Here is a 7,495-nt window from a genome sequence, read left to right as displayed (position 1 = left end):
TCCAGTGGTAGAGGAGGTCGGCCGCGATCCCCAGTCCGCAGGCGGTCTCCTCCGGTTCCGCGAACCTGGACTCCAGGGCGCTGCGCAGATTGGCGTGCTCGAGCGGGAGCCGGGCGAAGCGCTGCACCGGCCGGCACCGCGCAGACCGCGTAGACGGCCGCCGAGGGCCAGTTGACGCCGACGTCCGACTGGGACGGCACGATCCACCACCAGCGGCCACCGGCGGCCAGGACGCAGCCCACCCGGGGCAGCCGTTCCATGACCGCGGGCCCGTACCGCTCGGCCACCCCCACCGCGTCGTAGCTCGATAGCGGCGGCCTCAGTAACGGGATCATGAAGCAACTATCCCGACGGCCGCGCACACATGGCAAGTAACACTCTGAATTGTGCAGAGTTGCTTGTGCAGTGTGTCCGGGCCGTACTGGACATGGCAGACTTCGGGCATCAGCCACGGGGGCAGGGGAGGTAGCAAGGTGAGCGAACCGCGGTCGGCCCCGACCGTGGGCCAGGTCGTCCTCGGGAAGCGTCTCCAAGAGCTGCGCGAGAAGGCGGGGCTCAAGCGCGAACAGGCCGCGCAGGTGCTCCGAGTCGCCCCGGCCACCGTCCGTCGCATGGAGACCGCCGAGGTCGCCCTCAAGGTGCCCTATGTGCGGATGCTCCTGGACTCCTACGGGGTCATCGGCTCGGAGCTGGAAGCGTTCATCTCCCTCACCGAGGAGGCCAACCGACCCGGCTGGTGGCAGCGGTTCCACGACATCCTGCCGGACTGGTTCAGCGTGCACGTCAGCCTGGAGGGCGCGGCCGAGATGATCCGGGCGTACGAGCCGCACTTCGTCCCCGGTCTGCTCCAGACCGAGGACTACGCCCGCGCCGTCATGCAGACCGGCGCCATCGGCAAGGCCGGGCCCAAGGAGGCCGAACGGCATGTGGCGCTGCGCATGGAGCGCCAGTCACTGCTGAACCGCCCGGAGGCGCCCCGGCTGTGGGTCGTGATGGACGAGACCGTGCTGCGCAGACCCGTCGGCGAGCCTTCGGTGATGCGCAGACAGGTGGACCGGCTGCTGGAGAGCACCGAGATGCCGCATGTGACCTTGCAGATCTCGGAGTTCGCCTCCGGTCACCATCCGGGCACCTACGGGCCCTTCGTCCTCTTCCGCTTCGCTGTTCCCGAACTGCCGGACATGGTCTACGTCGAGTACCTCACCGGCGCCGTCTACCTCGATGAACGCATCGAGGTGGCCTCGCATCTGGAGGCCATGGACCGCATGGCGGCCCCAGGCGGCAACCGCACGACGCACAAAGGAAATCCTCCGCGATTTCCGCAAGGAGCTCTGATCTGCATGGATCGCATCTACAACGGCATGCGCGCCACCGACCTCGGCACCGAAGGCTGGCGCAAGCCGTGGAGCGGTGGCAACGGCGGCAACTGCGTCGAGGTCATGAAGCTGGACGACGGCCGCGTCGCGATCCGTCAGTCCAAGGATCCGGACGGTCCGGCGCTCATCTACACCCGCAGCGAGATCACCGCGTTCATCCAGGGCGCCAAGGAGGGCAAGGCCGACTTCCTGGTCTCCTGACCCGTTCGCAACGCCGCCGCCCGCCGCCGTGAGTGACCGTCACAGCGGCGGGCGGCGGCGTTCCGCGCGTCCTAGGCGTCGGACGCCAGGGCGGTCAGCAGCCCGACGGCGAGCGCGGTGCGCGCCGGGACGGCGTCGATCAGGGTGTGTTCATGGCGGGCGTGGGCGCCGGAGCCGAGGGCACCGAGGCCGTCGAGGACCGGCCGCCCGAGCGCGGAGACGAAGTTGCCGTCGCTCGCTCCGCCGACCACGGTCTCCTCCAGCTCCCAGCCCAGTTCGGCCGCGACGGCGTGGGCCTGCTTGAACAGCTGCCGGGACGGCTCGTTCGGCACCATCGGCGGCCGGTTCCATCCGCCGCTGACCGCCAGCCGCACCCGCGGGTCGGCGGGGGCGAGGGCGGCGAACGCGGCGTCGATGCGCGCCATCTCGGCCGGTTCGGTGATCCGGATGTCGATGCCGCAGCGCGCCTGCGCCGCGACCACGTTGCGGCCGGTGCCGCCGCTGATCAGCCCCACGTTGACGGTGGTGCCCCGCTCCGGGGCGCCGAGGGCGGTGATGTGCGGGATGGCCTCGGCCAGGGCGTGGATCGCGCTGGCTCCGGCCAGCGGGTCGAGCCCGGCGTGCGACTCGACGCCGTGCGCGGTGACGTCGAACAGCCCGACGCCCTTGCGCGAGGTCTTGAGCGCCCCGTTCTGCGCCGCCTCGAACACCAGGGTGGCCAGGACTCCGTCGCTCAGCCGCTCGATGTGCGGCCGGGAGGACAGGCTGCCGATCTCCTCGTCCCCGTTGAGCAGCAGCCGGACGGTCGGATGCGGCAGCTTCAGCTCGCGCAGCAGCCGCAGCGCCCATACGGCCTGCACCAGGCCGGTCTTCATGTCGAAGACGCCCGGTCCGCTCGCCTTGCCGTCGGTCACCTCGAAGGGCCACTCGGCGAGGGTCCCGGCCGGCCAGACCGTGTCGTAGTGGCACAGCAGCAGCGCGGTGCCGGGCGCGGTGCCGCGGTAGGTGACGGCCAGCACGTCGCCGTGGGGGCCGCAGTCGTGGCGCTCGGTCTCGTCCGGCTCGCCGAGCCGCGCCACCAGCCAGTCGTGGATCGCGGCGAGCCCGGCGTCCAGCAGGTGCTTGTCGTCGCTCGGCGTCTCCAGTTCCACCAGCGTCCGCAGGTCGTCGGTCATCTCGGGCAGTGCCCGGTCCGTCGCGGCGGCGATGTCGGAGAGCGTCATCAAGGGATCCTTCCGGGAGGGGATTCGGTGGCTCAGCGGACGGGAGCGCCGGGGCCGAGCGGAATGCCCAGCGCCCACCAGGCGTAGAAGAGCAGGGTCCAGGTCACCAGCATGGCCAGGGACAGCGGCAGGGTCAGCGAGGCGAGGGTGCCGATGCCCGCGGAGCGCCGGTAGCGCTGGAGGAAGCCGAGGGCCATCACGAAGTAGGCGCTCATCGGGGTGATGGCGTTGGTGCAGGAGTCGGCGATGCGGTAGATCGCCTGGGTGGCCTCCGGCGGGACGTCCAGCAGCATCAGCATGGGGACGAACACCGGGGAGACCAGCGCCCACATGGCCGATCCGCTGGTCATCGCCAGGTTGATGACCGTGCACACCACCAGGATGCCCAGGAACGCGACCGGCCCCGTCACCCCGAGGTCCTTGAGGAGGTCCGCGCCGCGGATGGCGAGCACCTGGCCCACGCCCGTCCACTTGAAGTAGGCCAGGAACTGGGAGATGGCGAAGAACAGCACCAGGATCGGCGCCATCTCCCGCATGCCCTGCGCCATGAAGTCGGGGATGTCGCGGCTGCCGCGTACGGTGCCCGCCGCGCGCCCGTACACCGTGCCGAGGAGCGCGAAGAGCACTCCGAGCACCACGGCGATCCCGGAGAGCACGGGCGATTCGACGATGCTGCCGCCCTCGCCGCGCAGCGGCGAACCGGTGGGGATCATGGCCACCACGATCGCCGCGAGGAAGACCAGGAAGACCAGCCCGCTGCGGCGCAGTCCGCGCCGTTCCTCGGGGCGCAGGTCGAGCGCGACCGGGTCGGCGGCGTCCTCCGTGGCGGTCTCACCGCTGTCGGGCGGCAGCGCCGCCACCTGCCTGGCGACACCTTCTCGGTGACGAGGGTGATGACGGCGGCCAGGACCACGGAGGAGGCGATCGAGAAGAAGTAGTGGGCCAGCGGGGTGACGGTGTATCCGGGGTCGACCGTGTGCGCGGCCGCGGTGGTCAGTCCGGAGAGCACGGCGTCCATCGGTGTGATCAGCGGGCTCGCGTCGTACCCGGCGGACACGCCCACGAAGGCCACCACGATCCCGAGGACCGGGCTGCGCCCGACCGCGCGGAAGGCCAGGCCGCCGAGGGGGACGAGCACCACGTAGGCGGCGTCGGAGGCGATGTGGGCGACCATCGAGGTGAAGGCCAGCGCGAACGTCATCCAGCGCGCCGGGACGCGGGAGACACCGGCCCGCAGCATCGCCGTGAGCATCCCCGACTTGTCGGCGACGGCGACCCCGAGCATCACCACGAGGATGGTGCCGAGCGGCGGGAAGGTGGCGTAGTTGGTGATCGCGTCGGTGATCATCGAGCGCACGCCGTCGACCGAGAGCAGGCTGCGGACGACCACGGTCTTGCCGTCGGCCGGATTGTCCGCGGACACGTCCGCCGCGGCCAGTCCCCAGCTCACCACCGCGAGCAGTGCGCTCAGGATGGCGAACAGCCAGAAGGGATGGGGCAGCTTGTTGCCCCATCGTTCGACGGCGCCGAGCACCCGGAGCAGACCGGACAGCGCCGCGGAGCCCTCCGTGGGCGCCCCGGGCGGCGTCCCGGGTGGTGGGTTGTCGGGCGTGGTGGTGGTGTCGTTCGAGCTCACCGGCCGCACTTCCTTCGTCGGATGACGCAAGCGTGGTCGTCCATTAGAGAAGGCAGTGGTGGAATGAGGCAAGTAAAAGCCTTGTAACGCAAGAATGATTCACCGATAGCGCACCAATCGCACGATAGATTCGGTCCATGCCGGAGACTCCCCCGCTGGACGATGCCGACCTCGACCTGGTGGCCGCCCTCCAGGTGGCCCCGCGCGCCCCGCTCAGCGCGCTCGCCGATGTGCTCGGCAGTTCGGCCAGCACGGTCGGCCGCCGACTGACCCGGCTCGCGGACGAGCGGCTGCTGCGGGTGATCGGGCAGGTGGACTGGCCGATGCTGGCCGAGGGCAACCCGATGCACATCTGGGTGGCCACGGTTCCAGGGCAGGCACGGCAGGTGGCCGGACGGCTCGCCGAACTGCCCGAGATCCCGTTCGTGGCGACGACCACCGGACGCACCGACGTCTACTGCTCCCTGCACGCCACGCGCCGCGCCGGGGCGCGGGAGCTGCTGATGAGCCGGATCCCGTCCGTCCCCGGGGTCCGGTCGGCCCACACCGAACTGGTACTGCGGGCCTCGACCAAGTCCGACTCCTGGCGGCTGCGCAGGCTCGGCGACGACCAGCTGCGGGCGCTGCGGGAAGTGGCCGATCCGCTGCACGAACCCGTCGAACCCGCCACCGTCGCCGACTTCACCACCGAGGAGCTGGGCGCGGTCGAACTGCTGCGCCACGACGGCCGGGCCAGCGCCGCCGAAGTGGCCCGCGCGCTCGGCATCAGCCGCTCGACCGCCTACCGGCTCACCCAGTCGCTGCTGCGGCGCGGGCTGGTACGGCCCCGGGTGGAAATCGAGCCCGCGCTGCTGGGGTACGCGCTGGAGGTGGTGGTCGAACTGCACGCGGCCCCCGGAGCCATCCAGCAGGTGGCCGACGCCCTCGCCCGGCACCCCTCCGCGCGCTATGTCTCGATCGTCGCGGGCACCTCGTCGGTGATCCACCACGGGGTGTTCCGGAACGAGGAGGGGTTGGCCGCCTTCCTCACCCACGACCTGGCCGCGTTCCCCGGGATCACCGCCTGCGAGGTGTCGGTGATGCTCGACGTGCTGCGCCGCTACTGGATCGGCCGCGAGGACGGACGGCTCGGCACCGCGGGCTGACGCCCCGGGGACGGGGCAGCGGCCGGGGGCCGAGGGGTCCGACCGGCGTCCGAGGGCACGGCCCGGAGCGGCGTGCGCCCCCGGTCGTACGTCCAGCGGCGCGGCGCACCGCCGGGTACGCCAGAAGGCCGACGGCGCAGGGCCGGTGACGACCGGCACGCACCGTAGGCGCGCTGCACATCCTGAAGTACGGACCACCGTCGCGAGGATTCCTCGATGCGGCGGGCGATGCCGTACGGAAATGACGGCAGCGGCGTCGCGGAGGCTCCCGGCGATCCGGGGTCAGGAGGTGATTATTCGGAACCGCTCCTGCGAGCGATCTACCGTGATGAAGTCGATGTGAGGCAATGATATGCGCGTCGGCACGCTCCCCGCTATACAGGGGCCGCGTGATTCTCCGCCAGTTCCCGGCCGCCGCCGGGCGGCCCCTTTTTCGGAGAACTGGCGCGGTACGCGGGCGGTCCGGGAGGCGATGGGCGCCGGGAGATTGAGCAAACGGCACGTCAAGTCCGCCTGTCAACCTTCGAGTTGTCCGGGGCCGACCCATGCCCTTGGCGCCGGGCCAAAGCCGGGCGAGGGGCGCGGGAGTTGTGGCCGGGGTTCTTCGGTCGCCGCGTACCGTATCCCGGGCCGGCAGCGGTGGTGCGAGCCGGAACGGGCCGCGGAGTCCGCCCGCGACGACATCCGAAGCCGACACCCAGGCCGACACCCAGGCCGACGGCCAGGCGGGCGCTCCCCCGCGGCCGGTCCCCGGCTCCCGAGGCGGCGGCCGAGTCCCCGGACAAGGGCGACGGCCGGACCTCACCCCACGACATCACCGCCCACCCGGCGCGCCTCCTCGCCCGCCGCTGGGGCGTACCGGCCGTCGAGCCGGAACTCCGGGCGGGACCGGGCCTATTACCGGCAGCGACCCGCCGTTCTGCGCGCGTATTGCCGCCCCCATCGCACCGGCCCTTCCTCTATTCCCCTTCTCCCGCTCGCCCTCTACGGCTTCCCCGCTTCCCCGCTTCGCGGCTTCCCGCCTTTCACCGGGCCGGTGCGGGGCCGGACCGGTACGTGCTGTTCCCCGCCCGCGCCGCCGCCCGGCCAAGATCGGTCTCCTGGCAGTGCGGCGGGGCCGCCCCCACGCACCGGTCCGGACCGAACCGCCGTGCCCCGGCCCGGAATTCGGCCGCCCCGCGAAGATGATCGGCCGCTGGTCCAACAAGAAACCAATCCGCGGGAATAGCGGCATCCCCCAGGGCCGTCCGAAGAATCTTTTTCCGCCGCCGCGATCCCCGCCCGGCACGCGGCGGAAGGTGAGCTACGGCTCGGAGCCCCGGCCGTCCCGTCAGCCCCGGGCCTGTCCGTGCGCCCCCTCGTCCCTCCACGCGCCTTACCTCGCACAGCTGAGGGAGCGTCACCCGATCAGGGGGCGGGTTCCGGGAGCGCGCGGTGCCCCGTGACCACCCCTGCGCCTTGTGACCGGCCGCCCCCGGCTGCGGTACTCGTACAGCCCGCCGGGACTTCCGGGGGGCGACGTCGAGAGCCGTTGTGGAGAGGAACCAGCCTCATGGCCGTACGAGGAAGTCACCGCCGCCCCGCATCGCCCAGCCGGGTCTCCCCGCTGTGCGCGGTCCTGACCGCGGGCAGCGTCGGCATCGTCCTGCCGTTCCTCAACACCGGCGCCGCCCAGGCGGCCCCGGTCGACACCTGGGACAAGGTCGCCGCGTGCGAGAGCGGCGGCAACTGGCGCATCAACACGGGCAACGGCTACTACGGCGGGCTCCAGTTCTCGCAGCACACCTGGGCCGCGTACGGCGGCACCCGGTACGCCCCGCGGGCCGACCTCGCCACCAAGGGCCAGCAGATCTCCGTGGCCGAGGCGGTGCTCCGCGGCCAGGGCCCGGGCGCCTGGGCCGGTCTGCTCGGTCC

Annotated in this window: 5 protein-coding genes and 2 pseudogenes; 4 read left to right on the top strand and 3 right to left on the bottom strand. The window is 71.8% G+C overall.

Going from position 1 to position 7,495, the window contains the following annotated elements:
• Positions 1-473: 473 nt before the first annotated feature.
• Positions 474-1,335, top strand: a pseudogene (locus tag SSOG_RS43275) (helix-turn-helix domain-containing protein).
• A gap of 5 nt (positions 1,336-1,340) precedes the next feature.
• Entirely contained in the window at positions 1,341-1,577 is a 237-nt protein-coding gene (locus SSOG_RS57750; protein ID WP_009720660.1) for a DUF397 domain-containing protein, read from the top strand.
• 71 nt (positions 1,578-1,648) lie between these two features.
• Here SSOG_RS57750 and SSOG_RS43265 read toward each other — a convergent pair whose 3' ends face one another.
• From SSOG_RS43265 to SSOG_RS57740, 3 genes are read right to left on the bottom strand one after another with little or no spacing between them, the layout of a single operon-like run.
• Positions 1,649-2,800, bottom strand: coding sequence for a M20 family metallopeptidase (locus SSOG_RS43265; protein ID WP_009720659.1), 1,152 nt, complete (start codon positions 2,798-2,800; stop codon positions 1,649-1,651).
• Positions 2,801-2,832: 32 nt separating this feature from the next.
• Entirely contained in the window at positions 2,833-3,567 is a 735-nt protein-coding gene (locus tag SSOG_RS57745) for an AbgT family transporter (protein WP_281048217.1), read from the bottom strand.
• Positions 3,510-4,436 carry an AbgT family transporter gene (locus tag SSOG_RS57740; protein ID WP_281048170.1) on the bottom strand — a complete coding sequence of 309 codons (927 nt, stop codon included), beginning with the start codon at positions 4,434-4,436 and terminating at the stop codon, positions 3,510-3,512. The genes SSOG_RS57745 and SSOG_RS57740 overlap by 58 nt, the downstream gene beginning before the upstream one ends.
• 137 nt (positions 4,437-4,573) lie before the next feature.
• On the opposite strand from SSOG_RS57740, the gene SSOG_RS43255 reads away from it, so the two are divergent.
• Both SSOG_RS43255 and SSOG_RS43250 read left to right on the top strand, forming a co-directional pair.
• A complete protein-coding gene (locus SSOG_RS43255; RefSeq protein WP_009720657.1) occupies positions 4,574-5,581 on the top strand; it encodes an Lrp/AsnC family transcriptional regulator in 1,008 nt (335 codons plus the stop codon).
• A 1,552-nt stretch (positions 5,582-7,133) separates the two neighbouring features.
• A pseudogene (locus SSOG_RS43250) lies at positions 7,134-7,495 on the top strand (transglycosylase family protein); the annotation flags it as partial.

It is taken from the genome of Streptomyces himastatinicus ATCC 53653 (assembly GCF_000158915.1).
Taxonomy (GTDB): Bacteria; Actinomycetota; Actinomycetes; order Streptomycetales; family Streptomycetaceae; genus Streptomyces; species Streptomyces himastatinicus.
The sequence above is the reverse complement of the archived record's forward strand: the minus strand, read 5'-3'. Positions and strand labels throughout refer to the sequence as shown.